Consider the following 276-nt stretch of genomic DNA (forward strand, 5'->3'; position numbering starts at 1 on the left):
GGCTGGGCGAGTTGTAATAGCCCATCGGCGCGCCGGCCTCGATCTCGGGGGGCACGCGCTTGATCTCGACCTTGGCCTTGGGCAGGCGGCCGAAGGCGTTCGGCAGCCGCGCCTGCATATCGGCCATCTGGGCGTTCAGCTTGGCGATCAGCTCGGCCTTGCCGGCATCGTTGTCGGCGTAGATGTATTTGGGATCGTCCCCCAGGGCCGCGATCCGTTGGGCCACCGATCCTTGGGTCAGCCCTTGCGCCTTCAGCAGACCGTCGGCGCGGGCGG

Annotated in this window: 1 protein-coding gene; it reads right to left on the reverse strand. The window is 68.1% G+C overall.

Annotated elements, in window-relative coordinates:
• Positions 1–276, reverse strand: a 276-nt coding sequence (locus tag CVH10_RS20110) for a DUF885 family protein (RefSeq protein ID WP_146143161.1), incomplete at both ends; no start/stop codon positions are given.

The sequence above is a fragment of the Halomonas sp. ND22Bw genome (assembly GCF_003011945.1).
Classification (GTDB): Bacteria; Pseudomonadota; Gammaproteobacteria; order Pseudomonadales; family Halomonadaceae; genus Halomonas; species Halomonas halophila.